The organism is Streptomyces sp. NPDC008092, assembly GCF_042957285.1.
Taxonomy (GTDB): domain Bacteria; phylum Actinomycetota; class Actinomycetes; order Streptomycetales; family Streptomycetaceae; genus Streptomyces.
The window spans coordinates 358717-385185 of the sequence record NZ_JBIBHY010000008.1 but is presented as its reverse complement, the minus strand read 5'-3'; the positions used below and the strand labels follow the sequence as shown (position 1 = coordinate 385185).

General features: G+C 73.1%; 20 protein-coding genes. 10 read left to right on the top strand and 10 right to left on the bottom strand.

All coding sequences use genetic code 11. The annotated features are described in order from the left end of the window. Positions 1–4 precede the first annotated feature (4 nt). The 4 genes from ACFZB3_RS27235 to ACFZB3_RS27220 form a co-directional block, all read right to left on the bottom strand. The gene (locus ACFZB3_RS27235; RefSeq protein ID WP_391379489.1) at positions 5–682 is read right to left on the bottom strand and encodes a GAP family protein; all 678 of its coding nucleotides are present in this window, start codon (positions 680–682) and stop codon (positions 5–7) included. Between the two features lie 136 nt (positions 683–818). Continuing rightward, the gene (locus ACFZB3_RS27230) at positions 819–1841 is read right to left on the bottom strand and encodes an FUSC family protein (RefSeq protein WP_391379487.1); all 1023 of its coding nucleotides are present in this window, start codon (positions 1839–1841) and stop codon (positions 819–821) included. 349 nt (positions 1842–2190) lie between these two features. Then, positions 2191–2313: a hypothetical protein gene (locus tag ACFZB3_RS27225; RefSeq protein ID WP_391379485.1), complete on the bottom strand. Its 123-nt coding sequence runs from the start codon at positions 2311–2313 to the stop codon at positions 2191–2193. Between the two features lie 59 nt (positions 2314–2372). Continuing rightward, the gene (locus tag ACFZB3_RS27220) at positions 2373–3092 is read right to left on the bottom strand and encodes a DUF4232 domain-containing protein (protein WP_391379483.1); all 720 of its coding nucleotides are present in this window, start codon (positions 3090–3092) and stop codon (positions 2373–2375) included. A 175-nt stretch (positions 3093–3267) separates the two neighbouring features. On the opposite strand from ACFZB3_RS27220, the gene ACFZB3_RS27215 reads away from it, so the two are divergent. Both ACFZB3_RS27215 and ACFZB3_RS27210 read left to right on the top strand, forming a co-directional pair. After that, on the top strand, positions 3268–4689 hold the full coding sequence (locus tag ACFZB3_RS27215) for a helix-turn-helix domain-containing protein (RefSeq protein WP_391379481.1): 1422 nt from the start codon (positions 3268–3270) through the stop codon (positions 4687–4689). A gap of 119 nt (positions 4690–4808) precedes the next feature. Beyond that, positions 4809–7484 carry a SpoIIE family protein phosphatase gene (locus ACFZB3_RS27210; RefSeq protein WP_391379478.1) on the top strand — a complete coding sequence of 892 codons (2676 nt, stop codon included), beginning with the start codon at positions 4809–4811 and terminating at the stop codon, positions 7482–7484. 52 nt (positions 7485–7536) lie between these two features. Here the strand turns inward: ACFZB3_RS27210 and ACFZB3_RS27205 are convergent, their stop codons facing one another. Continuing rightward, a complete protein-coding gene (locus ACFZB3_RS27205) occupies positions 7537–8856 on the bottom strand; it encodes a DUF5933 domain-containing protein (protein WP_391379476.1) in 1320 nt (439 codons plus the stop codon). Between the two features lie 275 nt (positions 8857–9131). On the opposite strand from ACFZB3_RS27205, the gene ACFZB3_RS27200 reads away from it, so the two are divergent. Together ACFZB3_RS27200 and ACFZB3_RS27195 are read left to right on the top strand one after the other, a co-directional pair. Further along, positions 9132–10478: a S8 family serine peptidase gene (locus ACFZB3_RS27200; RefSeq protein WP_391379473.1), complete on the top strand. Its 1347-nt coding sequence runs from the start codon at positions 9132–9134 to the stop codon at positions 10476–10478. A 265-nt stretch (positions 10479–10743) separates the two neighbouring features. Next, positions 10744–13221, top strand: a complete 2478-nt coding sequence (locus ACFZB3_RS27195; protein ID WP_391379470.1) for a SpoIIE family protein phosphatase — start codon at positions 10744–10746, stop codon at positions 13219–13221. A gap of 121 nt (positions 13222–13342) precedes the next feature. On the opposite strand, the gene ACFZB3_RS27190 is transcribed toward ACFZB3_RS27195, so the two are convergent. The 3 genes from ACFZB3_RS27190 to ACFZB3_RS27180 form a co-directional block, all read right to left on the bottom strand. After that, positions 13343–14740 (bottom strand): alpha/beta hydrolase, encoded by a 1398-nt coding sequence (locus ACFZB3_RS27190; protein WP_391379468.1) that lies wholly within the window; start codon positions 14738–14740, stop codon positions 13343–13345. 391 nt (positions 14741–15131) lie between these two features. Next, positions 15132–15368, bottom strand: a complete 237-nt coding sequence (locus tag ACFZB3_RS27185; protein WP_391379466.1) for a hypothetical protein — start codon at positions 15366–15368, stop codon at positions 15132–15134. 88 nt (positions 15369–15456) lie between these two features. Then, positions 15457–16497 (bottom strand): substrate-binding domain-containing protein, encoded by a 1041-nt coding sequence (locus ACFZB3_RS27180; protein WP_391379464.1) that lies wholly within the window; start codon positions 16495–16497, stop codon positions 15457–15459. A 446-nt stretch (positions 16498–16943) separates the two neighbouring features. Between ACFZB3_RS27180 and ACFZB3_RS27175 the strand changes: the two genes are divergently transcribed. After that, positions 16944–18035 carry a substrate-binding domain-containing protein gene (locus ACFZB3_RS27175; RefSeq protein ID WP_391379811.1) on the top strand — a complete coding sequence of 364 codons (1092 nt, stop codon included), beginning with the start codon at positions 16944–16946 and terminating at the stop codon, positions 18033–18035. Between the two features lie 33 nt (positions 18036–18068). Here the strand turns inward: ACFZB3_RS27175 and ACFZB3_RS27170 are convergent, their stop codons facing one another. Then, on the bottom strand, positions 18069–19373 hold the full coding sequence (locus ACFZB3_RS27170; protein WP_391379809.1) for a hypothetical protein: 1305 nt from the start codon (positions 19371–19373) through the stop codon (positions 18069–18071). Between the two features lie 246 nt (positions 19374–19619). On the opposite strand from ACFZB3_RS27170, the gene ACFZB3_RS27165 reads away from it, so the two are divergent. Beyond that, entirely contained in the window at positions 19620–19895 is a 276-nt protein-coding gene (locus ACFZB3_RS27165; protein WP_361286616.1) for a hypothetical protein, read from the top strand. Further along, positions 19889–20272: a fic family toxin-antitoxin system, toxin component gene (locus ACFZB3_RS27160; protein WP_391379462.1), complete on the top strand. Its 384-nt coding sequence runs from the start codon at positions 19889–19891 to the stop codon at positions 20270–20272. The genes ACFZB3_RS27165 and ACFZB3_RS27160 overlap by 7 nt, the downstream gene beginning before the upstream one ends. 80 nt (positions 20273–20352) lie before the next feature. On the opposite strand, the gene ACFZB3_RS27155 is transcribed toward ACFZB3_RS27160, so the two are convergent. Next, positions 20353–22635: a heterodisulfide reductase-related iron-sulfur binding cluster gene (locus ACFZB3_RS27155; protein WP_391379460.1), complete on the bottom strand. Its 2283-nt coding sequence runs from the start codon at positions 22633–22635 to the stop codon at positions 20353–20355. Between the two features lie 228 nt (positions 22636–22863). Here ACFZB3_RS27155 and ACFZB3_RS27150 point away from each other — a divergent pair, with 228 nt between their 5' ends. From ACFZB3_RS27150 to grpE, 3 genes are all read left to right on the top strand, one after another. Further along, positions 22864–23883: an MraY family glycosyltransferase gene (locus ACFZB3_RS27150; protein ID WP_391379458.1), complete on the top strand. Its 1020-nt coding sequence runs from the start codon at positions 22864–22866 to the stop codon at positions 23881–23883. Positions 23884–23977: 94 nt separating this feature from the next. Beyond that, positions 23978–25813 (top strand): molecular chaperone DnaK, encoded by a 1836-nt coding sequence (gene dnaK, locus ACFZB3_RS27145; RefSeq protein WP_391379455.1) that lies wholly within the window; start codon positions 23978–23980, stop codon positions 25811–25813. Beyond that, the gene (gene grpE, locus ACFZB3_RS27140) at positions 25810–26466 is read left to right on the top strand and encodes a nucleotide exchange factor GrpE (protein ID WP_391379452.1); all 657 of its coding nucleotides are present in this window, start codon (positions 25810–25812) and stop codon (positions 26464–26466) included. Before dnaK ends, grpE begins: the two co-directional genes overlap by 4 nt. Positions 26467–26469: the final 3 nt, after the last annotated feature.

Below are 26469 nucleotides of genomic sequence, written 5' to 3'. Positions count from 1 at the left end.
TCCGTCAGGAGGTGAGGACGGAGACACCGTCTCCGAGCAGCTTCAGCCCGAGGACGAAGAACAGGACCGCCATCACGGCGACGTTGTGCTGAGCCGCCCAGTCCTTCCAGCTGCCGAGGGTGGTCCTGGCCCGCTCGCCCCCGAGCAGGAAGACCCCCAGCGGGGCCAGCAGGCCGAGGGTGGCGATCACGACGAAGACCGCCAGGGCCCCGATCTGCTGCCCCACCGGCAGTCCGGCCGAGCCGATCGCGGCGCCCGCGGCGATCGTCAGCGGGGCGTTCTTCGCGTTGAGCGCGGCCAGGGCCACTCCCAGCGCGAAGACCTTGACCGGGGTGAGACGGTCGATCGCGCTCATCCACTTCGGCAGCCGGGCTTCCGAGGGATCCCTGGGACGCCGGTGCCACATCCGGGCGCCGAAGACGACGAGGAACAGGCCCAGGGCGAGCTTGAGGGCCCCCACCCAGGTGGCCGGGTGGTTGTGCGCGGAGGCGTGCGCGGGGGAGGCGATCGCCAGCATCACGGCGCCCAGCACCGACAGCCCGAGGATCCAGCCGACGGTGAAGAGGACGCCGTTGAGCCGGCCCCGGGGCGTGGCGAGGATGAGGATGACCGCGATGATCGGGAGCGGGCTGACCGCGACGGCGGCCGCGAAACCCAGCACGTCACCGAGAACTGCACCCATGGTTGCCTCCGACGCCGTCGGCACGCCCCATCGCTTCCATCCTCCTGCGTCCGGCCGGATCTGTCCTCGGGAGCCCGCCGCGCCCCGGGCGCCGGGCCCCGTGTCCCGGGCCCTGCTTCGCCTCGCTTCGTGAAGGTCAGCTCCGGGAGCCGTCGCAGAGGCCGAGGATCCTGGTGAACGGCCTGCGCAGCACCACGGCCGGGGGCTCCCTGTCCTCCTCGGCGTACCGGGCCAGTCCGGCACGGGCGGCGTCCGTGTCGGCGCGCGGGTCCCGCCCCGCGAGGATCGCCGCCAGGGCGCGCCCGGTGGCCTCGGCGACCGGGAGGAGCGAGGTCCGGGCCCGGGAGAGCGCCGGGGCGGGCCCGTCGCGCACGCTGAAGAACTCGGCCTCGGCGGCCAGCGAGAGGAGGTGGGGCACCGCCCGGACGGCGAGGTCGATCCGGTCGCCCAGTTCGGCCACCTCGGCGCGGTGGCGCCGCCGCAGCGGATTGAACCGCATGGCCTGCTCCGCCTCCCGCGCCTCGGCCCCGTAGCCGCGCAGCCGGTCCGCCGCCGCCTGCGCCGACGCCCGGTTCGCGCGGGCCGCGTCCGGGGACCCGATCACGCGGGTGCCGCACACGAGGCCCTCCGCGAGACCGTCCGCGCACTCCCGGGCCAGCGCCGACACCTCCCTGCGGGGGTCCCGCGGCCAGAGCAGCGGAGCGAGGACGGCGGTGACGGCACCGCCCAGCGCGTTCTCCCACAGCCGGGCGAAGCCGTACGACTCCGGCGAGGGGTTGGCGAAGACCAGCAGCGAGGTCACCGCGACCTGCACGTTCAGCGTCGTCCCGGAACTGATCACGGCCCCGCAGAGCAGGGCCAGCCCGAGCACGACGGCGAGGACGAGCGTGCTCGGCCGGAAGAGGCCGACCACGGTGACGCCCAGCGCCACCCCGGCCAGCACGCCGAGGATCCTCAGCAGCAGTGCCGTCAGGGCCGCGGCGGAGTCACCGCGCAGGCACAGCAGCGGCACGATGGCGGCGAACACCGGAGGCTGGTCGGCACCGGCCCACAGGGCCACCTGCCAGCAGAGCACCGCGATCACCAGGATCCGGGCCGCCGTCGGCCCCTGCACCCGGAGCCTGCGGCACGCCCGCGCCCACGGGGAAACGCCCGTCACCCGCCCACCTTAGGCACAGGTCACGCCCCGCTGCCCGCCGGTGACAATCCGTGGCGCCGGGGCCGACGCCGCTCAGTCGCGTGCGGGGGCCGGTGCGGTCGGCTGCAGGAGCCGTCGCGGTGTGTCGATCGCGTCGGAGACAGGGGTCGCCGGCGCCGCCCGCCGGCCGGAAGCCGGGGCCGGGCTCGACCCGGATCTCCGGGACCGGGACGGCCGAACCGCAGTCTGCGCGTCCCGGTCGGCCCACCGGCCGAGCGGATCCCGCGGGCCCGCAGGGCGGCACCGGAGCACCAGCCCTTCCCGGCGGCCGAGACCGGTTGGCGACGGGCGTTCGCGCGTGCCGGGCCCGCTACCCACGGCGGTGGACCGCCGCGGCCTGCGGCAGGTCGCCGGTGCCGCCCAGGACGACGACCTGGAAGGCGGCGCGGAGATAGGCGGTCACGAAGCGGGAGATCCTGCGGGTGCTGCGCATGGCGGTTCACCTTCCTGCCGGGCGGTCCGAGGGCTGGTGCTGCGAACGGGGTCCGGGCGTCACCAGCCGAGGGCGTCGTCCATCGACTGCTGCCAGTACGTGACCTTGAGCGAGTCGTCGACGTAGACGCCCTTCGCGGGCAGCGACGGGTGGGCGGCCGCGCCGACACTCTCGTTGCCGGAGCGGCCGTGGAAGTAGACGTAGAGGGAGTTCACGGTGTGGCCGTCGGTGCCGCTGCCGTCGGTGGCGGACAGGCTCACCGAGGCGTAGCCGGACTCGCCCGGCGCGAGCGTGACGACGGCCTGCGGCTTCGAGTCCTCGATGACCGGCGGGACGGACTGGGCCTCGCCGAAGCGGACGGCCGGGTAGGAGTAGAGGTAGCAGGACTTGCTGCCGGTGTTGGTCACCGTGAGGAGCATGTGGTTCACCGGGCGGTTCAGCGGGGCCGCGACCGTCCTGGTGTTGGACCCCTCGCAGGTGACCGGCCGGCCGGACGAGGCGGGCGCCTTCGCGGCGGGGGCGCCCGCGGCGGACTTCGGCGTGCCGGTGGTGGCCGCCGCCCCGGGGGCCGGGGCGGCGGAGGAGCCGGAGCCGGCGGACGCGGCGGAGGAGGAAGCGGGAGAAGCGGGGGACGCGGAGTGCGCGGTGGGGGCGGTGGCCGCGACGCTCTCGGCGTGCACGCCCGTGCCGTCGCTGCACGCGGTCAGGGACAGCGCGGCGAGTACGACGGTGGTGGCGGCGCCGGCGAGACGGATGCGGGAGGTGCGGAGGCTGGACATGTGGACGTGCCCCTTCGGTGTTCGGGTGGCGGTGGTGATTGGATGACCGAAGCCTGCGAGGCGATCCGTCCCAACCGCCAGGCATGGCGGGCAGTTGGGGACACTGGAACGCGGAAACGGGCTCTGACCAGGGCGAACACGGTGACCCTGGAACGCGGGACTGGGACGCGAGGGGATGGGGAAACGGGTGTCAGGGGCGACAGGGGCCGACGCGACCGAGGCGTTCGCGCTGCTGCTGCGGGAGCTCAAGGACCGCTCGGGGCTCAGCTACGGGGCGCTCGCCAAGCGGCTGCACATGAGCACGTCGACGCTGCACAGGTACTGCAACGGCACGGCGGTGCCCGTCGAGTACGCACCGGTGGAGCGCCTCGCCCGGGTCTGCCGGGCGACGCCCCAGGAGCTGGTGGAGCTGCACCGGCGCTGGATCCTGGCGGACGCGGCACGGGGGAGCGGCAGGACGGACCAGACCACGGCGACGGGTGCGCCGCGGAGAGCCGGTGCCGGTGCCGACGCGCCACCCGGCCCCGGCCCCGGCGACGGCGGTGCGCCGGCCGTCCTCGACTCCGGCGAGGCGCACCCGGCAGACCCGGCACACGCGTCGCATGCGTCGCACGCGTCGCCCGAGGGGGACGACGGTGGGGAACCGGTCGTCGTCGAGCTGGCGCGGGAGCCCGCCGCGCCGCGCCGGCGCCGTGGCGCGCTGATCGCCTCCGTCGCGGCGGCCGCCGTGCTGGGGGCCGTCGTGTTCGCCGTGCATCCGTTGCTCGGCGGCGGCGGGGACGGCGGCGCGGGCGACCAGCGGGCGGCCGGCGACACCGCCGTGCTCACCGGCACCCCGGACACCCCGAGGACGTCCCCGTCCACGTCCCCGAGCGCGAACGCACGCAAGCCCTCCGCATCGTCCTCCGCCACCCCCACCACCGGGTCCAGTGCCTCGGCGGACGACGGCAAGCGGGGCGGCGGCGCCCAGGGCGCCGACGGCGGCACCACCGGTACCGCCGTCCCGCTCGCCGTCAACACGCGTCCCTATGTCTACGACGACCCGTGCAGCCAGCACTTCCTCGTCGACAGCGAGCCCGCGCAGGTCGGCCCGCCGGCGAGCGAGCAGGACGCCCCGCGCTGGGCCGCGGCGTACGGGGCGGTGTCCTCGGGCGAACAGGAGATCGCCCTCACCGTCCAGGGCACCGGCTCGGAGACGGTCGTCCTGGAGGCGCTGCACGTGCGCGTGCTCAGCAAGGGCGCGCCGCTCGCCTGGAACGACTACTCGATGGGCGTCGGCTGCGGCGGCGGCGTCGGGACCAAGTCGTTCGACATCGACCTCGACAACGGCAGCCCCACGGTCACCGCCAAGAACGGCCAGCGCGACTTCCCGTACAAGGTCAGCGAGTCCGACCCGGAGGTCTTCTACGTCTTCGCCCGCACCACGGCCCACGACGTCCGCTGGGACCTCACCCTGGACTGGTCCAGCGGCAGCCGCCACGGCACCGTCCGCGTCGACAACGCCGGCACCGCCTTCCGGACCAGCGCCGACGTGGGCCGTCCGGGCTACGACTACCCGCTGGGCGGCAGCGAGTGGATCGTGCGGGAGGGCGGCTGACGCGCGCGGTGCCGCGCGCTCACGTGCCGTAGCGGTCCGGGCGCGGAGCGCGCCGGTGGTGTGAACGGATGCGGCTCAGGGGTGATGGAGACTTACCCGTTTGGTGTTATATGAGCCGTATGCACCATATGCTCCGGCAGGCGCGGTCCTGGTACGGGATACGCAGCGTTGCCGGTCAGATGTTCCTTCTGCAGGTCGCGGTCGTCCTGGTCCTCGTGGCGACGGCGGTCGCCGCCCTCCTGCTCCAGTCGCGGACCGACGCCGAGCGGGAGGCCCGCAACCGTACGCAGGCCGTGGCGGCCTCCGTCGCCGCGGATCCCACCGTGCGGCAGGCGCTGGCAGACGCCCGTCCGAGCGCCGTACTCCAGCAGTTGGCCGAGGACACCCGCCGCAACGCCCACGTGGACTTCGTCGTCGTGATGAGCCCCGAGGGCATCCGCTACACCCATCCGAACCCCGCCGAGATCGGCCGCCGTTACATCGGCAGCATCGCGGCGGCGCAGCGCGGCGGCACGGTCACCGAGACGACGACCGGGACACTGGGCCCCTCGGTCCGGACCGTCGTTCCCGTGACCTCCGCCGGGGGCAAGGTCGTCGGGCTGGTCTCCGCGGGCATCACCGTCCACCAGGTGAGCCTCGCGGCCGCCCGGCAGGTGCCGCTCGTCGTGACCGGCACGGGGCTGGCGCTGGCGGCCGCCACCGGCGGTACGGCGCTCATCGGCAGGCGCCTGTGCCGCCAGACGCGCGGTCTGGGGCCGGTGCAGATCACCCGCATGTACGAGCACCAGGACGCCGTGCTGCACTCGGTGCGCGAAGGCGTCCTGATCGTCGACCGGCGGGGCCGGCTGCTCCTGGTCAACGACGAGGCGCGGCGCCTGCTGGACATCGCGCCCGACGTGGACGGCAGGCCGGTCGCCGACCTGGGGATCGCCCCCAGGGCGGAGGAACTCCTCGTGTCCGGCAGGGCGGCCACGGACGAGGTGATCGAGGTCGGCGACCGGCTGCTGGCCGTCAGCCAGCGCCCCATGGACGGGCCGCCCGGACCGGGCGGCTCGGTCGCCACCCTGCGGGACACCACCGAACTGACCGCGCTGACCGGCCGGATCGAGGTGGTCCAGGAACGGCTCACGCTGCTGTACGACGCCGGGCTGCGCATCGGCACCACCCTCGACGTGACCCGCACCGCCGAGGAACTGGCGGAGTTCGCCGTGCCCGGATTCGCCGACTACGTCACCGTCGACCTGGCCGACACCGTGCTGAGCGGCGAGGATCCGGACGAGGCGGGCGTGGCGGGCGTGGCGGAGCTGCGCCGGGTCGCCCTGCACGGCATCCGGCCGGGGGTTCCGCTCTACCCGCCCGGCGCGCTCATCCACTTCGACCCCTTCACCCCGCAGGGCGAGGGCTTCGGTTCCGGGCGGATGGTGCTGGAGTCCGACATGGCGGCCTTCTCCGGCTGGCAGGCCCAGGACCCCGACCGGGCCCGCCAGCTGGTGGCCTACGGCATCCACTCCATGATCTCCGCTCCGTTGCGGGCCCGCGGGGTGGTCCTCGGCGTGGTCACCTTCTGGCGTTCCAAGGAGCCGACCCCCTTCACCCGGGAGGACCTCTCGCTCGCGGAGGAACTGGTCGCCCGCGCGGCCACCAGCATCGACAACGCGCGCCGCTTCACCCGCGAGCGCACCATGGCGGTCACGCTGCAGCGCAGCCTGCTGCCGCACGCCCTGCCGGAGCAGAACGCGGTCGACGCGGCGTACCGCTACCTGCCGGCGGGGGCGGGGCTCGGCGGCGTGGGCGGCGACTGGTTCGACGTGATCCCGCTGCCCGGGGCGCGCGTCGCCATCGTGGTCGGCGACGTCGTGGGGCACGGACTGCACGCCGCCGCCACCATGGGCCAGCTGCGCACCGCCGTGCACAACTTCTCGACGCTCGACCTGCCGCCGGACGAACTCCTCTGGCACCTCGACGAGTTGGTCACCCGCATCGACCAGGACCGGGACGGCGGCTGCGGCAACCGCACCGTCATGGGCGCCACCTGCCTGTACGCGATCTACGACCCGGTCTCCCGGGTGTGCACCATGGCCAGGGCGGGCCACCTGGAACCGATCATCGTGCTCCCGGACGGCGCCGCCCACCCGGCCGGCGTACCGGCCGGGCCGCCGCTGGGGCTGGGCGGGATGCCGTACGAGACGAGCGAGGTGCTGCTGCCCGAGGGCAGCGGCATCGTGCTCTACACCGACGGCCTGATCGAGGACCGGCACAAGGACATCGACGAGGGCATCGAGCGCCTGCGCCGGGCGCTCGCCGTGCCGGGCCGCACGCCGGACCAGATGTGCCGGGCCGCCATGGACGCCATGCTGCCCGGGGCGTCCCGCGACGACGTGGCCCTGCTCGTCGCCCGCACCCGGGCGCTGGACGGCAACCACACCGCGTACTGGACCGTGCCCTCCGATCCCGCGGCGGTCGCCGGGGTCCGGGCCGAGGCGACCGAGCTGCTGCGGGACTGGGGCCTGAAGGAGGAGGCGTTCACCCTGGAGCTGATCCTGAGCGAGCTGGTCACCAACGCCATCCGGCACGCGACGGGCCCCGTCGGGGTACGCCTGATCCACGACCGCAGCCTCATCTGCGAGGTCTCCGACGGCAGCAGCGTCTCCCCGCACCTGCGCCGGGCCACCACCATGGACGAGGGCGGCCGCGGGCTCTTCCTGGTGGCCCAGTTCGCCGACCGCTGGGGGACTCGCTACACCCCGGACGGAAAGGTCATCTGGACCGAGCAGTGGCTCGGCCCGGTGCCGTGAACCGGCCGGCCGCGACGGCGCCGCGGGCGGATGACCGCGTATCGCGGCAGTCTCAGACCAGTTCGGCTTGCGGTACCGGTCGGCGCGCCGTCGCCCCGGGCCGGGGCTCCCACCGGTTGACGGTCCGCACGTAGTGGTGGATCACCGACGCCGTCGCCAGGACGAGCAGCGGTCCGGACAGCCAGCGGTGCGTGGCCATCTCCAGCGGCAGCCAGCGGTAGGAGGCCAGGAGCGCGGCGAAGACGGCCGTACCGTGGGCGATCAGCCGGACGCCGGAGCGGTCCCAGCCGCGGTCGAACGTGCGCAGGGCCGCCTCGACCGTGAGCGCGAACACCGCGCCGGCGAGGAGATCGGCGCCGTAGTGGTAGCCGAAGCCCAGCGTCGCGGTGACCGTGGCGGCCAGCCAGAACGTGCCCGCCCAGCGCAGCGCCCGGGGGCCCCGCCGGGAGTGCACGAAGATCGCGGTGGCCCACGCCGTGTGCAGGCTGGGCATGCAGTTGCGCGGGGTGAACCCGTCGTACGGCACCGGGTGCGGGGCGCTGAGCGGCGGCACCGTGCGCGGCCACAGGTCCGGCACCGGCCAGTGCCCGTGCGGCGGCCGCTCCGGCCAGAGGCTGACCGACGCCCAGTGGTCGGCGCCGGTGCCGTAGGCGAAGACCGGTCCGACCACCGGGAAGACCATGTAGACGGCGGGGCCGAGCAGGCCTATCACCAGGAAGGTGCGGACCAGGTGGTGGCGCGGGAAGCGGCGGTCGGCCGCCACGCCGCGCAGCTGGTACAGCGCGACGGCGACCGCGGCCACGGCGAGCTGGCCGTAGACGACGTCGAGGAGGTTGAAGCCGGCCGGGCCGGTGGCCGTGACGATCCGGCCCGCCAGCCACGAGGGGTTGCCCAGGGCGTGGTCGGCGGTGGCCACGTACTGGTCGAGCACCGCCGGGCGGGTCTTCGAGGTGATGAGCAGCCAGGTGTCGCCGGTCTTGCGGCCGGTCACCAGCAGCAGGCCGAGACCGGTGCCCTTCAGCAGCAGGACGCGCTCCGGGCCGGTGCGGCGGGTCACGGCGACGGCCCCGCAGCCGAGCAGCACCCACAACGCGCCGTTGCCGAACGGCTGGCCGTGGGCCGCCCCGGCCCCGGTCGCCCACCGGACCGCCGCGAAGGCGAGGTCGATGCCGATCGCGGCGCCGAGCGCGACGAACCGCTGCCGCCAGGTGAGCACCACCATCGCCAACGCCAGCCCGGCGTACAGCAGGAAGCCGGACTTGGGGGCGCATATCACCTCGCGGGCCTGGTTGGTGAGGGGCCCCGGCATACCGTAGTGACGTGCGGCGGCCTCCAGCGCGACGAGGAACGCGAAGGCCGTGGCAGCCGCCACGGCCCAGGGTCTCAGTGATGTGTGTCTCAAGTTCCGGCCGATTTGCTAGACGTTGAAGGAGAGTTGAGGTCCTGTTCGACGAGGGAAGACGGAAAGACCGCTGCCGGGGTTCCAGTTCTGTTCTCGACGGCGGGAAGGCTAACGGCGGGACAACGCGTGGTAAAGGGTTCGGCATCGTCGGTTCAACGCGCTTGATCTGTGCATGACCTCTCCGGTGTGATGCGCGAAGACCACTTCGAGATCACTACGTGAGACTCCGAACCACAGGGGGATCCATGCACATAGCCCGTACCGGGCTGGGCGTCGCGGCCGCCACGTCCGTCGCCGCCCTCGCGGCCACCGCGCTCACGGCCGCCGCGCCCGCCGCCGCACCGCACACCCTCGCGGTACCGGCCCTCGTCGGGCACACCCTGGCGCACCGCGTGAGCAGCCCGCTCTCCGACGCGCAGTGCCAGGCCAAGTGGCAGATCAACTGCTACACGCCGCTCCAGTACCGCACCGCGTACGACCTGAACGCCCTCTACCGCAAGGGCGTCACGGGCAAGGGCCGCACCATCGTCATCGTCGACTCCTACGGTTCGCCGACCGTCCAGCACGACCTCGACGTCTACAGCAAGCAGTTCGGGCTGCCCAGCACCAAGGTGAAGGTCGTCAAGTGGGGGCACGTCCCCGCCTTCGACCCGAAGAACTCGGACATGACCGGCTGGGCCGGCGAGACCACCCTCGACGTCGAGATGGCGCACGCGGTGGCGCCCGCCGCGAAGATCGTCGTCGTCGAGACGGCCGTCTCCGAGACCGAGGGCACCACCGGTCTGCCGGAGATGATGGACGCCGAGAAGTACATGATCGACCACGGGGTCGGCGACGTCATCAGCCAGAGCTTCGGCGCCACCGAGAACACCTTCCCCGGCTTCGCCAAGGGCGACTTCTCCAGCATCAAGAAGCTGCGGTACGCCTTCCAGGACGCCAACCGCAAGCACGTCACCGTCCTCGCCGCCTCCGGTGACGGCGGCGCCACCGACCTCCAGGCGGACGGCAAGACGTACTACAAGAAGCGCGTCAACTCCTGGCCGTCCTCGGACCCGCTGGTCACCTCGGTCGGCGGCACCCAGCTCCACCTGGACGACAAGGGCAACCGCGTCAAGCCGGACAGCGTCTACAACGACTACGGCTCCGGCGGTGGCGGCCAGTCCCACGTGTTCACCCGCCCGTCCTTCCAGAACGGCGTGAAGAACGTGGTCGGCACCCGCCGCGGCACCCCGGACATCTCGATGTCCGCCGCGGTCGACGGCGGCGCCTGGATCTACTCCAGCTTCGACCCGACCGCCACCGGCTGGGACGTCAGCGGCGGCACCAGCGAGGCCACCCCGCTCTTCGCGGGCATCGTCGCCCTCGCCGACCAGGCCGCCGGCCACCGCCTCGGCAACATCCAGAAGCGGCTGTACGACCTCTCCTCGTACCGCTCCAAGCTGACCGGCGTCGTCGACGTCAACGACGGCACGAACAACAGCTACCAGGGCGTGACCGGCTACAAGGCCGTCAACGGCTACGACCTCGCCACCGGCGTCGGCACCGTGGACGCCCTGCGCTTCGTCCCGGCTCTGGTAAAGCAGAAGCCCTGACGCCGCAGGCACCGCACGGCACCGCACGGACGACGGCCCGGGTCCCGTACCCGGGCCGTCGTCCGTATCCGCCCCCGGCCGCCGGCCTCCGGGGCGGGGCGCGGTGAGGGCGGCGGAGGTGACGTGCCGGGGCGGGCGAAGGACCATGGAGGGACGAGAGGTGTGAGGGCGACGCGGTGAGACCGGTCGGTTCCGGGGTCCATGGCCTCCTCGGCGTTCGCCCGGGGCCAGGGCGGACGGGCCGGCAGAACGGGCGGTGACCGGCATGCGTGATGCCACCCCGAGCGGCGGGAGCGGCGCCGTAGCGCCCGGTCCGGCGGGCCCGCCCGATCCGCCCGGCCCGCACGATCCGCCCGGCCCGGCGGATCCGGCCACGGCGGTCGTCGACGACCGGGGAGTCGTGACGGGATGGAGCGCGGGCGCCGAGCGGCTGCTCGGCTACCCCAGCCGGGAGGCCGTCGGCAGCCCCGTCAGCCGGCTGGTCGCCCCGGACGACGGCCCCGGCGACGGCCTCGCGGCCCCGGGCGGGACCGCCACGACGGCCCTGTTCCGGCACCGGGACGGCCGGTCCGTGCCGGTGCGGGTGCGGGCGTATCCGTCGGTCGACGGCGAGGGCCGCGCCCAGCGGCTCCTCGTGGTGACGTCCCCGGAGTCCGCGGAGCCGCCGGAGCCGGACGGGGTGACCGGGGACGAGGCGTTCACCCAGTGCAGGCTGGCCCTGATGGTGTACGACGCCGGGCTGCGGGTCGTGAAGGCGAGCGCCGGTGCCGTGCGCGAACTCGGCCTGCGCGAGGAGCGGATGCGCGGCCGGCACGTCACCGACATCCTGCCGCGGCACCTGTGCGACCGGGTCGCGGACGGCATGGTCCGGGTGCTGGCGACGGGCGAGCCCGAGGAGTTCCGCCTCCGGGGCCGGGTCCGCACGGACGGCCCCGAGCGGGTCTGGTCCGTCACCGTCTCGCCGCTCGTCACCCCGGCGGGGCAGGTACGGCACGTCGAGGTCTCCGCGCTGGACGTCAGCGAGCAGTACCTGGCCAGGGAGCGGCTCGCGCTGCTCAACGACATCAGCGCCCGGGTGGGCAGCACCCTGGACGTGATGCGCACGGCGCAGGAGATGGCCGACGTCACGGTGGAGCGGCTCGCCGACTTCATCACCATCGACCTGCTCGACTCCCTGTACCGCGGCGTCGAGCCCAGACCGTCCGGGACGGGCCTGGTGCCGCTGCGGCGGGCGGCCCAGCAGTCCGTGCTGCGGGGAGCGCCCGAGGCGCTGATCGAGCCGGGAGACGTGGACGACTACCCCTCGTCCGCGCCCCCGGTCCGCTGCCTGGCCACCGGCAGGTCCTCGCTGCACACCACCGGGGACGCGGCGATCCGGAACTGGCAGCTCGCCGATCCCCGGCGGTCGGGCGTGGTCAGCAGGTTCGGGATCCACTCGGTCATGGTCATTCCGCTGCGCGCCCGCGGCATCACCCTCGGTGTGGCGGTCCTCGTCCGGCACCGGCGCGCGGAGCCCTTCACCCACGACGACCTGCTGCTGGCCGAGGAGATCGCCGCGCGCACCGCCGTGGCCGTGGACAACGCCCGCCGCTACACCCTCGAACGCGGCACCGCCCTGGCCCTGCAGCGCAGCCTCCTGCCGAGCCGGCTCTCGGCCCAGGACGCGGTCGAGGCGGCCCACCGCTACCTGCCGGCCCGCACCCGCGCGGGGCCGGGCGGCGACTGGTTCGACGTGATCCCGCTCTCCGGCGCCCGGGTCGCCCTGGTGGCGGGGGACGTGGTGGGCCACGGGCTGCGGGCCTCGGCCACCATGGGGCGGCTGCGGACCGCCGTGCGCACCCTGGCCGACGTCGACCTGCCCGCCGACGAACTGCTCACCCATCTCGACGACCTGGTCACCCTCCTCGCGGCCGAGGAGGAGAGCACCGCGGAGCACGAACCCGACGTCGAGGCCTGCACCGACCTCATCGCCACCTGCCTGTACGTGGTCTACGACCCGGTCTCCCGCCGGTGCACGGCCGCCAGCGCGGGCCATCCGCCCCCGGTCGTCGTCGGCCCGGACGGCCCGGCGGACTTCCTCGACGTGCCGCCCGGACCACCGCTGGGCGCGGGCGGGCTGCCCTTCGAGACCGCCGAGCTGGTACTGCCCCCGGGCAGCCTGCTCACGCTGTACACCGACGGCCTGGTCCAGGACGCCGCGCACGACCTGGCCGGCGGCCTGGCCCGGCTGCGCCGCGCCCTCGGCCGGGCCGCCTCCCGGCCGCTGGAGGAACTCTGCGACGACCTGCTCCGGACGCTGCTGCCCGCGCAGCCCCAGGACGACGTCGCCCTGCTCGTCGCCCGCACCCGGGCGCTCGACGCCGACCGGGTCGCCACCTGGGACCTGACCTCCGACCCCGCCCGGGTGGCCGACGCCCGGGCCCAGGTGCTGGCCCGGCTGGACGCCTGGCACCTGCCGGAGGTGGCGTTCACCGCCGAGCTGGTGGTCAGCGAGCTCGTCACGAACGCGATCCGCTACGGGCAGCCCCCCGTCCAGCTGCGGCTGATCCGGGGCGCCGCGCTGATCTGCGAGGTCTCCGACGGCAGCGGCACCGCCCCGCACCTGCGCCGGGCCCGCACCTACGACGAGGGCGGCCGCGGCCTGCTCCTCGTCGCCCAGCTCGCCCGCCGCTGGGGCACCCGCCACCAGGCCGGCGGCAAGACCATCTGGGCCGAGATCGAACTCCCCGCTCGGGAGGGGTGACGGTGGCGGAGGGGGGGGCGATCGGGACCGCGATGGGGTCTCTAATCGGGACGGCGATATTGACGGCCACAGGAACCGCGGTGGCGGGGCCGCCGCCGGGGAGGCGGCGGCCGCCTCTGGCTCAGCTCCGCCGGTCGCGCCCGACCGTCAACCCGGCCGGCCGGTACGGGACATAGGCCGCACCGTCCAGGCCGAGCGCGGTGGCGGACCGCTGGAGTGCGGCCGGGGTCGCCGCGTCGTCCCACCGGCCGGTCTCCACGCGGTGTTCGAGGGCGTGCAGGGCGGCCACGGTCTCGGCGGTGGTGAACGTGCAGTGGCCCTGGCGCCGCACGTACGCCTGCCGCAGCAGCGCGCCGTCACCGGAGGCGCGCACCCGGGCGGCGAAGCGGTTCTCCTGCTCCACCGGAACCAGGTTGTCGGCGGTGGTGTGGACGTCGAGCAGCGGCACCCCCAGCCCCTGGCCCGCGGAGGACGTGCGCTGCGCGGTACCGACCGCGGCGGGATCGGCGTCGATCGTGGCGCCCCCGGTCAGCGTCCGCAGGTCGGCGTCCAGGTCCAGCCCGGCCGCCCGGTACAGGGCGCGAACCTGGGGCCCGTGTGCGGAACCGGCGAGCAGGCGGGCGTAGTCGACGCCCCGGTTCCAGGAGTTGTTGCCGCCGACGGACTGCTCGACGGCGTACCGGCCGCCCTCGACGAACGCCAGGATGCCCTGCGCGAACCAGTCGTACTGCTGCGCCTCCTGGCCCGCCCAGTCGGTCGCGGCGGGCTCGGACTTACCGGGCGACCAGGCGGGCAGGTTGAGGAAGGCGGCGGCGAGCGCGATCCGGGCGCGGCCCTGCGGGGTGGCCTGGGCGGCGGTGACGGCGGCGCCGAGCGTGTTCGCGGTGGCGGCGGCCGCGCCGGCGGAGCCGAATCCCACCAGCTGCACGTCCTGCGCCGGCGACAGCAGCCGGGCGATGGCGTACTCGGCGTCCAGCTGGTAGTTGTCCAGGTCCGTCGCGCCCGCGACCAGGCCGCACTGGCCGAGCGCGCCGTCGATGCGGCCGGCGCCGTCCCGGGCCAGCTGCGCGTTCACGAGCCCGCCCATGGACTGCCCCATGGCGAGGGTGCGCCGCGGCGTGCCGATCCGCGCGGTGACCGCGTCGAGGGTGGCGAACTGGTCGCGCTCGGCGCTGTTCAGCGCCCACATCGAGCCCTGGGGGTCGTACGACGATCCCGCCAGCGCGTAGCCCTCGGCGAGCAGTTCGGTGCGCACGGCGTCGGTGGGGGCGTCCCGGGCGACGGTGGGTCCGAAACCGTGGCTGAACAGCAGCAGGGTGCCGTTCCAGTGCTCGGGCACGTCCGCGATCCAGGTGGCGCCGTCGGAGAGGGTGCCGGTGAGGCTCCCGGTGACCGGCGTGTCCGCCGCGGCGGCGGGCGCGGGCAGGGCGGTGAGAGCCGTGGCCGCCAGCGAGGCCAGGGCGGCGAGGGCGATCCGCAGTCGGGTGCGCGAGGTGCGGGTGCGGGTGCTGACGGGCATGGAGACGGCTCCTTGGGCGTGGGGGCGACGGGCGGGGGAGCGGTGCTCAGTGCACTGAACGAAGGCATCGAGGAATGTAGGGCTCATTGCTTACGGCGGTCAACAAGATGCACAACATTGGCTGCCGGGTGTGCCCGGTGCGCTCGGTGTGCCCGGCTGCCGCACCCGATGCGCCCACCCGCCCCGTCCGCCCCGTCCGCCCCGCCGCCCCCGGCACCCTCCGCCGGGCCCCTGGCCCCGGCCCCGGGCGGACGACCCGGGGGCGAGGCCACTCGCGCCTCACACGACTCGCGCCTCACGCGGCCCGTGCCTCACACGACTCGCGCCTCACGCGGCCCGTGCCTCACACGACTCGCGCCTCACGCGGCCCGTGCCTCACACGACTCGCGCCTCAGCCGGCGTGGTTGAGCACGTTTCCGTTCACGCAGTGGTTGAGGGTGTCGCCGACCCATGCGCCGCCCACCGGCACCATGGCCAGCTCCTGGAAGCACACCGCGGCGGCGGAGAAGTTCCAGTTGTTCGCGGCGTTCACGCCGGACCCGAAGTTGCTGTCGTTGTCGGCGTGCGCGGGGGTGGCGAGGGCGAGGGCGGCGGCCGGCAGCGCGGCCAGCATCATGATCTTCTTCATGCCCGGCCAACGAACCGGCGCCCGGGAGGAAACGCGGCGCCCGGGGAACGCCACCCCGCCGTGGCGGGACCCCCGGGGCCGCGCGGGGTCAGCGCACCCGCGCCGTGGTCCCCCGGACGACCAGGGTGGGCGCGAGGACGATCTCGCGGGGCTCCCGGCGGCCCCCGTCGAGGCGCTGCACGGCGGCCGTCACCGCGTGGCGGGCCTGCTCCCGGGCGTTCTGGCTGACGGTGGTGAGGTCGAAGCAGCTCAGCCGGGAGAGGGTGTCGTCGTCGTACCCGGCGACGGAGACGGTGCCGGGCACGTCCACCCCGGCCGAGCGGAGGGCCGTCAGCAGGCCGATGGCGCTCTGGTCGTTGTACGCCACGACGGCGGTCGGCAGGACGCCGTCGTCGAGGAGCCGCCTGCCCGCGGCCTCGCCGCTCTCCTCGGTGCTGCCGCCGGGCAGCACCCGGACGTGCTCGTGCAGGCCGTGCCGGCGCATGGCGTCCCGGTAGCCGCCGCGGCGGTCGGTGACGATGACGCCCCTGCCGCCGTCGACGTAGGCGATCGCACGGTGCCCGAGGCCCACCAGGTGGTCGACGATCTGGCTCACCCCGTCGTCGTCGGCGGTGCGGACGACGTCCGGGCCGGCGCCGGTGATCCGGCGGCCCACGCTGACCACGGGCGCCCTGCGGTCGAGGCCGGCGAGGGTGGCGGCGGAGGCCTCGGGGCCGAGCAGGATCAGTGCCTCGCAGCGGAACGCGAGAAGGGTCTCGACGGCCGTGCTCTCGTCCCGGGTCCGGGTCAGGGCGCTCAGTACGAGGTCGTAGCCGACCTCCTCGGCGGCGATGTGCAGGTGCTCGACCAGTTCGGCGTGGAAGGGGCTGTGCACGTCGACCATGACGCCGAGCAGCCGGCTGCGCCTGCTGGCCAGGGCGCTGGCGGTGCGGTCGGGCCGGTAGCCGAGCTCGGCGGCCGCCTTCAGGACCCGCTGCCGGGTGCGCTCGCTGGGGCCGGGCACGCCCCGCAGCACCAGGGAGACCGAGGCCGTCGACAGGCCGACGCGGGCGGCGACGTCCTCCAGCCGGGGGCGCACGGCCGGCCCTCCGGTGCCGTCCGCCGGGGCGGCGGAGCCGGGCTCGTCCACACGACCTCCCGTGGGTGCGCGGTGCCGTCCTTGGCGGTTGCCTGTGAGGTCATCGATGGTACCAGTTCTTAAAACGCTTTAAGATCTTGCCGGGCCGGAGTGGTGACTGTGAAGGCCGGGTAGCAACTGCGAAGACCCGGTGAAGTCCCCGACGCGGGCGGCCGGTTGCCCGCTCCCGGCTCCCTTCCCCCGCGATCCCCGCTCCGCCGGCCCTGCCGAACTCCCGCCGCACCGCCTTGACCTGGGACGACGTCAGCCCGCCCGGTGCCCCGCGGCGACACCCGGGACCGGCCCCAACTGCCGTGTTGTCCATACGTCTTGACGTATCCGGCCGCTGCGCGTTTGCTTCCTTCACACCATCGGTTGCGCATGACGCTCCCCCCACCCGGAAGGCGCCTGATGTGAGCGTTCCCACCCCCCGCGGGACCCCCCTGCCCCGCCTCGCGATGACCCTGGCCGCCTCCGCGTCCGCTCTCACGCTCAGCGCGTGCGGCGTCGTCGACGGCATCGGCGGGGGCGGCGACTCCGCGTCCGCGAAGAAGGGCGACGACATCACGGTCGGGCTGCTCCTGCCCGACAAGGACACCGCACGGTTCGAGGCCTTCGACCGCCCCATCATCGAGAAGGAGGTCGCCTCCCTCACCCACGGCAAGGGCAGGGTCGACTACGCCAACGCCGAGGCGAGCCCGGCCACCCAGAGCCGGCAGTTCCGGCAGCTGGTGGACCGGAAGGTCGACGTCGTCCTGGTCGACGCGGTGGACGCCGAGGCCATCGCACCGGACGTCCGGAGGGCCAAGGACGCCGGCATCCCCGTCATCGCCTACGACCGGCTCGCGCAGGGCCCCGTCGACGCCTACGTCTCGCACGACAACGAACTCGTCGGCGAGGTCCAGGGCCGCGCCATCATCGGGGCGCTCGGCAGCAGGGCGGCGACCAGCGAGGTCGTCATGATGAACGGCGACCCCGCGGACCCGAACACGGCGAGTTTCAAGGAGGGCGCCCTCGGCGAGCTGAAGAACAAGGTCCGCATCGCCGAGGAGTACGACACCGACAAGTGGTCGCCCGCGGTCGCCGAGGCGAACATGAAGAAGGCGATACGGGCCGTCGGCCTGGACCACATCGCCGCCGTCTACTCGGCCAACGACGGCATGGCCGGCGCCGTCATCGACGCCCTGAAGGCGGCGGGCGCCACCACGATCCCGCCGGTGACCGGGCAGGACGCGAACCTGGACGCGGTGCAGCGGGTGGTCTCGGGCGAGCAGTACATGACCGTGTACAAGCCGTTCCTGGACGAGGCCACCGACGCCGCGCAGATGGCGGTGTACAAGGTGCAGGGCCGCGACATCCAGTACGACGCGCTGGCCCAGGACAAGGTCGACAGCCCCACCGACAAGGACATCCCCGCGACGCTCGTCCCGGTGGTCGCCCTCACGAAGGACAACATCAAGGACACGGTGATCGCGGACGGCGTCTACACCGTCGCCCAGATCTGCACCCCGAAGTACCGGTCGGCGTGCGCCGCGATCGGGCTGGAGTAGCGGGGCGCCTCGCCGTCCGCCGTCCGCGTGCCGTCAGGCCGGCGACCGGGCCGGGGGCTGTTCGGCGGCGAGGAACTCCGCCACCGCCAGCACGAACAGCAGGCACAGGGCGATCCCGACCACCACCCAGCCGGTGGGGTACGGCCACAGCAGGTAGACCAGCACCGCCGCGGCCACCAGGACCCAGATGATCCAGATGCGGTACCGGCGGACGAAGGGGCCGACCGGCCCGGTGCGCAGTCCGGCGCGGTCGGCGGTGCCGCGTACCGCGTCGATGCCGGACGTCCACAGGCCCCGGACCAGCCCGGCGTACCGGCCGGGGCCGGAGAGCCAGGCGGCCAGGGCGACGACGACGGCGAGGGCCACGACCATGCGCACGCCGGTGCGCAGGAAGTGGGTCAGCGCGTCGTAGACGGCGGCCGCCGCGCCCGGCGAGACGCCCGCGGGCAGCCGGTCCAGGTAGAACACGCGGAACACGCGCAGCCCGATGCCGAGCAGCCCGGTGGTGACGGCGATCCCGACGCAGCCCGCCACCAGGGCCCGGCGCCGCCGGACCGCGAGCAGCACCCCGGCGGCGACCAGGAGCACGGCCAGCACGGGCAGCCAGTTCCCGGCGAGCTGCAGCAGCCGTACGTAGGTCTTGACCTTGCCGACCTGGTCGGACCTGGCGAGGGTGAAGTCGGTGTGCACGGCGGGGATGTGCTCGGCGGGGGTCAGTCCGGCGTCCACGAGCCGCTGCTTGACCTGGTCCACGAGGGGGCCGATGTCGAGGGTGACGCTGTCGTTGGTCAGCTGCACCGCGCCGCCGCCGCTGCCGGTGAGGGCCTTGTCGAGGCTGCTGTGGATCCGCCGGTTGGCGTCGGTCCAGACGGTCCGGAACGCGGCGGACGCGGCGACCTCGCGGGCCTTGTCGTGGACGAAGCTGCGCACGGCTCCTTCGAGCGCGTCACCGAGTCTGCCGCCGAGGGCCTGCTGCAGCCGGGGCCGGTCGGCCGGGGCCACGTCGGCGAGCAGGGCGGGCAGGTCGAGGTGGCTCATGAGGGCGTCGGTGGCCCGGTCGGCCACGGCGTTCTGCACGTCGGCGTCCGAGGCGAGCGGGGCGACCGTGCTGACGTAGCGGTCGGTGTCGCCCACCTGGTCGGCCGCCCACGAGGCGACCACGGCGAGCGGGGCGAGCAGGCAGCCGACGACGACCAGGACGACGGCGAGCAGGGACCTGGCATGGTGCCGGGGCGGCCGGGCCCGTTCGCTCTCCAGGGCCGCGACCCTGGCCCGCAGCTCCCGCACGTCGTCGGACCGGCCCCCGTCCCCGTCGTCGTGCGCGCTGTCCTCCGCCACCCGTACCTCCCGCTCGATCCGGCCCTTCTGCCAGCCGAACCGCAGTGGCGCGCGCACGCGAGCAGGAGGGGGCCGTCCGGGGGACGGACGCGGCCGGGAGCCCGCCGGAACGCGCCCGTGCCGGCGGTGCGCCGGCCGGCGCAGGTGCGCGGCCCGTCAGGCGCGGGCAGTGCCCCGAATGGGCAGTATCTGTCACCTTTGATCTCGGTCTTCACCGGCGTTGGCTGCACTGCTAGCGTCGCAGTCATGGAGATGAAGACGGTCACGATACGGCTCCGTGCGGACGAGCTGGACGCGGTGCGCCGGCGGGCGGAGGCGCAGGGCAAGAGCCTCCAGGCGCACATGCACGACACGCTCATGGCGGAGTCGGTGGAGGCGGACCGTCTGCTCCGCCGGTCCGTGCGGGAGGGGGTGGAGCGCTACGCGGAGGCGTTCGCCGCCGCCGACCGGGAGAACGACGCCCGGCTGGCCCGCCTGCGCGAGGCGGCTCGCGGCTTCGAGCGGGAGCCCGGCGAGTGGTGATCCCCCTCGACCTGCCCAAGCTGCTGGCCGTCGCCGAGACCCTGCCGCGCGACCCCCAGGTGGACGACCTGGGCATCCTGACCTCCGCCTGCGACCGGCTGTCCGCGGTGGCGCTGGAGCGCGAGGTCTACCCCACGTTGCGCTACAAGGCGGCGGCACTCCTGGAGCAGCTGGCCCGCCATGACGCCCTGGAGCACAGCAACTACCAGTTCGCCTGGCTGGCCGTCTGCGAGTTCGCCCGCCTGAACGGCCTGCGGCTGGAGGCGGAGCCCAAGGACGCGCTCGCCCTGGTGGCCGGCGTCCGCGCGTACGAGATCGAACTGTCGGAGACCGCCAGGACCCTCTCGGCCTGGTGGCGGCCGGTGGACGCGGACTGAGCCGCCGGTACGGCCCGCCCCCGCATACGACGGCGCCCCGTGCCCGGCGGGGGCACGAGGCGCCGTGACGATCGGGAGGACTACTTCACCGGCTCCGGTTCCGGCTCGCTCTCCTGCTCGGCCGCGCCCGCCGGGTCCACCGGGGTCTTCACCGAGTCGAGGAGCAGCTGGGCCACGTCGACCACCGTGATGGACTCCTTGGCCTTGCCATCGTTCTTCTTGCCGTTGACCGAGTCGGTCAGCATGACGAGGCAGAACGGGCAGGCGGTGGAGATGATGTCGGGGTTGAGGGACAGGGCCTCGTCGACGCGCTCGTTGTTGATGCGCTTGCCGATCCGCTCCTCCATCCACATGCGGGCGCCGCCGGCGCCGCAGCAGAAGCCGCGCTCCTTGTGCCGGTGCATCTCCTCGTTCCTGAGGCCCGGGACGCTGGCGATGATCTCGCGCGGAGGCGTGTAGATCTTGTTGTGGCGGCCCAGGTAGCAGGGGTCGTGGTAGGTGATGATGCCCTCGACCGGGGTGACCGGGACCAGCTTGCCCTCGTCCACCAGGTGCTGGAGCAGCTGGGTGTGGTGGATGACCTCGTAGTCGCCGCCGAGCTGCGGGTACTCGTTGCCGATGGTGTTGAGGCAGTGCGGGCAGGTGGCGACGATCTTCTTGGCCGACTTCGGCTTCTTCGTCGCCGGGTCCACCTCTCCCTCCTCGTTGAGGGACTCGCCGAACGCCATGTTCAGCGCAGCCACGTTCTCCATGCCGAGCTCCTGGAACAGGGGCTCGTTGCCGAGGCGGCGGGCGGAGTCGCCGGTGCACTTCTCGTCGCCGCCCATGATCGCGAACTTGACGCCCGCGATGTGCAGCAGCTCGGCGAAGGCCTTCGTGGTCTTCTTGGCGCGGTCTTCGAGGGAGCCGGCGCAGCCGACCCAGTACAGGTACTCGACCTCGGTGAGGTCCTCGATGTCCTTGCCGACGACCGGGACCTCGAAGTCGACCTCCTTGAGCCACTCCAGGCGCTGCTTCTTCGCCAGGCCCCAGGGGTTGCCCTTCTTCTCCAGGTTCTTGAGCATCGTGCCCGCCTCGGACGGGAACGCGGACTCGATCATCACCTGGTAGCGGCGCATGTCGACGATGTGGTCGACGTGCTCGATGTCCACCGGGCACTGCTCGACGCAGGCGCCGCAGGTGGTGCAGGACCACAGCACGTCCGGGTCGATGACGCCGTTCTCCTCGGCGGTGCCGATCAGCGGCCGCTCGGCCTCCGCGAGCGCCGCCGCGGGAACCCCGGCGAGCTGCTCCTCGGAGCCCTTCTCCTCGCCCTCGGCACTCTTGCCGCCGCCCGCCAGCAGGTACGGCGCCTTGGCGTGCGCGTTGTCCCGCAGCGACATGATCAGCAGCTTCGGGGAGAGCGGCTTGCCGGTGTTCCAGGCCGGGCACTGCGACTGGCAGCGACCGCACTCGGTGCAGGTCGAGAAGTCCAGCAGGCCCTTCCAGGAGAACTGCTCCACCTGCGAGACGCCGAAGACGTCGTCCTCGCCCGGGTCGGTGAAGTCGATCGGCTTGCCGCCCGAGGTCATCGGGAGCAGCGCGCCCAGCGAGGTCTCACCCGTCGCGTTCCGCTTGAACCAGATGTTCGGGAAGGCGAGGAAGCGGTGCCAGGCGACGCCCATGTCGGTCTTCAGGGCGACCACGATCATCCAGATGAAGGAGGTCGCGATCTTCAGGCCGGCGAAGAAGTAGGTGAGGTTCTGCAGCGTGGAGACGTCCATGCCGCGGAACCAGGACACCACCGGGTACGAGATGAAGAACGACGCCTCGTAGGAGTCCACGTGGTGCTGGGCGCCCTCCAGCGCGTGCAGCGTGAAGATGCAGACGCCGACGATCAGGATGACCGTCTCGACGAAGTACGCCTGGCCGAAGTTGGAGCCGGCGAACCGGGACTTGCGGCCCGGCCGGTTCGGCTTGCTCAGCTGGCGGATGACGATCAGCACCAGGATGCCGAGGACCGTCATGGTGCCGATGAACTCGACGAAGACGTTGTACGGCGCCCAGTCGCCGATGACCGGCAGGATCCAGTCGGCCTGGAACAGCTGGCCGACGGCGTTGACGATCGTCAGGAGGAGGGAGAAGAAGCCGACCGCGACGAACCAGTGCGCCACGCCCACGATGCCCCAGCGGTTCATCCGGGTGTGGCCGAGGAACTCCCTGACCACCGTGACGGTCCGCTGGACGGGCTCGTCGGTGCGGGTGCCGGCGGGCACGTTCTGGCCGAGCCGCATGAAGTTGTAGATCTGCAGGACGGCGCGGGCGAACAACGCCACGCCAACCACGATCAGAACCAGCGACACGATGATCGCGGCGAGTTGCATGGGGGCTCCTCGGGCCTGCGAGGGGTGGTCTCTTCGGGTCTCCTCGCGGAGGGTTCCCGAAATTACTAAGCGGTAACTTATGCAGTCCGTTCGAGACTACCCGCATCTTTACTCGCACTGTAGCCAGGTGCGGGGTGATCTGGATCGCTGAGGGCCGCCTGGGCGGCACGCCCCAACCTGATCGTGTTATTCGTACAGAATTGTTACATTTAGGTCTAATTTGGACCCGTGCTCTACGGGATCGCCGCCGCCACCACCGCCTTCCTGCTCGCCGCCTTCCTCGCCGCGCTGATCCGGCCGTGTGCCCTGCGGCTGGGGCTCGTCGACCGGCGGCGGGCCCGGCGGGTGCCCGCGCTGGGCGGCCTCGCCGTGGTCGGCGCCACCTGCCTGGTCGCGTTCGCCGGTGACTGGACCGCCGTCGCCCCGCTCGGCACCGGCGTCGGGGAGCTGGTGGCCGCCGGGGGAGCCGTCGCGCTGCTCGGGGTGGTCGCCGACGTGTGGCGGCTGAAGACGCGGTTCCTGCTCTTCGGCACGGCGGTGGCGGCCGCGTGCGTGGTGCCCTACGGCGAGTTCGGGATCGCCGGCGGGGTGCTCGGGGCGGCCTGGATCGCCTTCGTCGCCGTCGCCTTCAAGGGGCTCGACCACGCGGACGGGCTGGCCGGGACCGTCGGCGTGGTGACCGCCTTCGGGGTCGGGGCCTGCGCCGCCGCCGAGGTGATGGACGGGCTCGCCGTGCTGCTCAGTGTGCTCGCGGCCGCGCTCACCGGGTTCCTGCTGCACAACTGGGCTCCCGCGCGGATCGCGCTCGGTGCCGCCGGCTCGCTGTTCACCGGGTTCGTGCTCGCCGCGGCCGCGCTGATCACCCGGTCCGGGTACGACCCCGCCGCCAGCGCGGGTGTGCTGTTCGCGCTCACCGCCCTGGCGAGCGCCGACGTCCTGCTCGTCGTGCTGTCGCGGCTCCTCGCCGGGCGGCCGGTGCTGCGGCGCGGGCCCGACCACCTGGCGCACCGGCTGCGGCGCCTCGGGCTCACCTCGCAGCGGGCGACCGTCGTCCTCGGGGGCGCGTCCTTCGCCGGGGTGCTCGTCGCGGTGCTCGTGCACGGTGGCTGGGTCGCCCGGGCCGGCGCCACCTGCGTCGCCTGCGTCACCTTCAGCATCGTGCTGCTACTCCTTCGGGTTCCGGTGTACGGGCCCCGGAACGCCGTACCGACGCAGGTCAGCGGCCACTTGCGTGTAAGGAGCGGATAAGACTTGAGTCTGCTCCGCTCAGGTCTGTTGACCCCGGGCGCGGCTTGATGCACACTTGAGTCCGTTCCACTCAAGTCAGCTGGAGGAAATCACCATGGCACGTGCGGTCGGCATCGACCTGGGCACGACTAACTCCGTCGTCAGCGTTCTTGAAGGCGGCGAGCCCACCGTCATCACCAACGCCGAGGGTGCCCGGACCACGCCGTCCGTCGTCGCCTTCGCGAAGAACGGCGAAGTCCTCGTCGGCGAGGTCGCCAAGCGCCAGGCGGTCACCAACGTGGACCGGACGATCCGGTCCGTGAAGCGCCACATGGGCACCGACTGGAAGATCCAGCTGGACGGGAAGGACTTCAACCCCCAGCAGATCTCCGCGTTCATCCTGCAGAAGCTCAAGCGGGATGCCGAGGCCTACCTGGGCGAGAAGGTGACCGACGCGGTCATCACCGTCCCGGCCTACTTCAACGACTCCGAGCGCCAGGCGACGAAGGAGGCCGGCGAGATCGCCGGTCTGAACGTCCTGCGCATCGTCAACGAGCCCACCGCCGCGGCTCTCGCGTACGGCCTCGACAAGGACGACCAGACGATCCTCGTCTTCGACCTCGGTGGCGGCACCTTCGACGTGTCCCTGCTGGAGATCGGCGACGGCGTCGTCGAGGTGAAGGCCACCAACGGCGACAACCACCTCGGTGGTGACGACTGGGACCAGCGCGTCGTCGACTACCTGGTCAAGCAGTTCGCGGCCGGCCACGGCGTGGACCTCGGCAAGGACAAGATGGCCCTGCAGCGCCTCCGCGAGGCCGCCGAGAAGGCCAAGATCGAGCTGTCCAGCTCCACCGAGACCTCGATCAACCTGCCGTACATCACCGCCTCCGCCGAGGGCCCCCTGCACCTCGACGAGAAGCTCACCCGCGCCCAGTTCCAGCAGCTGACCGCGGACCTGCTGGAGCGCTGCAAGACGCCGTTCCACAACGTCATCAAGGACGCCGGCATCCAGCTCGGCGAGATCGACCACGTCGTCCTCGTCGGCGGCTCCACCCGTATGCCCGCCGTCGCCGAGCTCGTCAAGGAGCTGACCGGCGGCAAGGACGCCAACAAGGGCGTCAACCCGGACGAGGTCGTCGCCATCGGCGCCGCCCTGCAGGCCGGTGTGCTCAAGGGTGAGGTCAAGGACGTCCTGCTCCTCGACGTGACCCCGCTGTCCCTCGGTATCGAGACCAAGGGCGGCATCATGACCAAGCTCATCGAGCGGAACACGACGATCCCGACCAAGCGGTCCGAGATCTTCACCACCGCCGAGGACAACCAGCCCTCCGTCCAGATCCAGGTCTACCAGGGCGAGCGCGAGATCGCGGCGTACAACAAGAAGCTCGGCATGTTCGAGCTGACCGGTCTGCCGCCGGCCCCGCGCGGTGTCCCGCAGATCGAGGTCGCCTTCGACATCGACGCCAACGGCATCATGCACGTGACCGCGAAGGACCTGGGCACGGGCAAGGAGCAGAAGATGACCGTCACCGGCGGCTCCTCGCTGCCGAAGGACGAGGTCGACCGGATGCGCCAGGAGGCCGAGCAGTACGCGGAGGAGGACCACCGCCGCCGCGAGGCCGCCGAGACCCGCAACCAGGGCGAGCAGCTCGTCTACCAGACGGAGAAGTTCCTCAAGGACAACGAGGACAAGGTCCCGGGCGAGATCAAGACCGAGGTCGAGGCCGCCGTCGAGGAGCTCAAGGAGCACCTCAAGGGCGAGGACACCGCGGAGATCCGCACCGCCACCGAGAAGGTCGCCGCCGTCTCCCAGAAGCTGGGCCAGGCCATGTACGCCGACGCCCAGGCCTCCGGGGCCACCGCCGGCGCCGCGCCTGCCGGTGACGCCGCCGACGACGTGGTGGACGCCGAGATCGTCGACGACGAGCGCAAGGACGGTGCCGCGTGACGGAGGAGACCCCGGGCTTCGAGGAGAAGCCCGACGTCCCCTCCGGCGCCACCCCCGACGACGCCGCGCCGAAGGCCGCTCCCGCACAGGGGGCGGCCCCGGCCGGGGACTCCAGCGCACAGCTCGCCGGTCTGACGGCGCAGCTGGACCAGGTGCGCACCGCGCTCGGCGAGCGCACCACGGACCTCCAGCGCCTCCAGGCCGAGTACCAGAACTACCGCCGCCGGGTGGAGCGGGACCGGATCACGGTCCGGGAGATCGCCATCGCGAACCTCCTGACCGAACTCCTGCCCGTGCTCGACGACATCGGCCGCGCCCGGGAACACGGCGAACTGGTCGGCGGTTTCAAGTCGGTGGCCGAGTCGCTGGAGACGGTCGCGGCGAAGATGGGCCTGCAGCAGTTCGGCAAGGAGGGCGAGCCCTTCGACCCGACGATCCACGAGGCGCTGATGCACAGCTACGCGCCGGACGTCACCGAGACGACGTGCGTGGCCATCCTGCAGCCCGGGTATCGCATCGGCGAGCGCACCATCCGCCCCGCGCGGGTGGCGGTCGCCGAACCGCAGCCGGGGGCGACGCCGGTGAAGGCCGATGGGACCGAAGAGGCCCCGGCGGCCGGGGACGAGAAGGACAACGGCCCTGAGGAGGGCTGAAGT

What these genes read in the sequence shown, in the direction of transcription:
- ACFZB3_RS27215 (WP_391379481.1), top strand. Translation starts at nt 3,268, where the DNA reads ATGGGGAAACGGGTGTCAGGGGCGACAGGGGCCGACGCGACCGAGGCG.
- ACFZB3_RS27155 (WP_391379460.1), bottom strand. Translation starts at nt 22,635, where the DNA reads ATGCAACTCGCCGCGATCATCGTGTCGCTGGTTCTGATCGTGGTTGGC.
- ACFZB3_RS27220 (WP_391379483.1), bottom strand. Translation starts at nt 3,092, where the DNA reads ATGTCCAGCCTCCGCACCTCCCGCATCCGTCTCGCCGGCGCCGCCACC.
- ACFZB3_RS27210 (WP_391379478.1), top strand. Translation starts at nt 4,809, where the DNA reads ATGCACCATATGCTCCGGCAGGCGCGGTCCTGGTACGGGATACGCAGC.
- ACFZB3_RS27195 (WP_391379470.1), top strand. Translation starts at nt 10,744, where the DNA reads ATGCGTGATGCCACCCCGAGCGGCGGGAGCGGCGCCGTAGCGCCCGGT.
- ACFZB3_RS27235 (WP_391379489.1), bottom strand. Translation starts at nt 682, where the DNA reads ATGGGTGCAGTTCTCGGTGACGTGCTGGGTTTCGCGGCCGCCGTCGCG.
- dnaK (WP_391379455.1), top strand. Translation starts at nt 23,978, where the DNA reads ATGGCACGTGCGGTCGGCATCGACCTGGGCACGACTAACTCCGTCGTC.
- ACFZB3_RS27165 (WP_361286616.1), top strand. Translation starts at nt 19,620, where the DNA reads ATGGAGATGAAGACGGTCACGATACGGCTCCGTGCGGACGAGCTGGAC.
- ACFZB3_RS27175 (WP_391379811.1), top strand. Translation starts at nt 16,944, where the DNA reads ATGACCCTGGCCGCCTCCGCGTCCGCTCTCACGCTCAGCGCGTGCGGC.
- ACFZB3_RS27200 (WP_391379473.1), top strand. Translation starts at nt 9,132, where the DNA reads ATGCACATAGCCCGTACCGGGCTGGGCGTCGCGGCCGCCACGTCCGTC.
- ACFZB3_RS27190 (WP_391379468.1), bottom strand. Translation starts at nt 14,740, where the DNA reads ATGCCCGTCAGCACCCGCACCCGCACCTCGCGCACCCGACTGCGGATC.
- ACFZB3_RS27225 (WP_391379485.1), bottom strand. Translation starts at nt 2,313, where the DNA reads ATGCGCAGCACCCGCAGGATCTCCCGCTTCGTGACCGCCTATCTCCGC.
- ACFZB3_RS27185 (WP_391379466.1), bottom strand. Translation starts at nt 15,368, where the DNA reads ATGAAGAAGATCATGATGCTGGCCGCGCTGCCGGCCGCCGCCCTCGCC.